Consider the following 388-nt stretch of genomic DNA (forward strand, 5'->3'; position numbering starts at 1 on the left):
AAGTTCCTCAAACGAATTCGCAAAGAAATTCAAAGTCGAAAAGACGCATTTACAGAGTATGGTGTCGCAAGTCTGTCTCAATATGAAGAGAAATCAGGAAAGCAGTTGCCAGGGATTGTTACCATTGTTGATGGTTTTGACTCAATTAAGGAGAGTCCTTTAGAGGAAGCTATAGAATCTGTGTTAAATCAGCTTTTACGAGAAGGAGCAAGTTTGGGACTCTATGTAGTTATGACGGTTCTTCGTACGAACAGCTTCAGAATGAGTATGGCGAGTAATATTCCATCACATATTGGGCTATTCCTTGTGGAAGAAGGTGCAATTCGAGATGTTGTAGGACGCGATGCTTTGATTTCGCAAGAAATTGTTGGACGAGCGCAAATCAAAC

1 protein-coding gene is annotated in these 388 nt (G+C 40.7%); it reads left to right on the plus strand.

Annotated elements, in window-relative coordinates; translation table 11 throughout:
• Nucleotides 1-388: hypothetical protein (locus tag AC1DJR_RS33850; protein ID WP_477004657.1), on the plus strand; the 388-nt coding region annotated here is incomplete at both ends.

Source organism: Bacillus sp. 05T31, assembly GCF_056396725.1.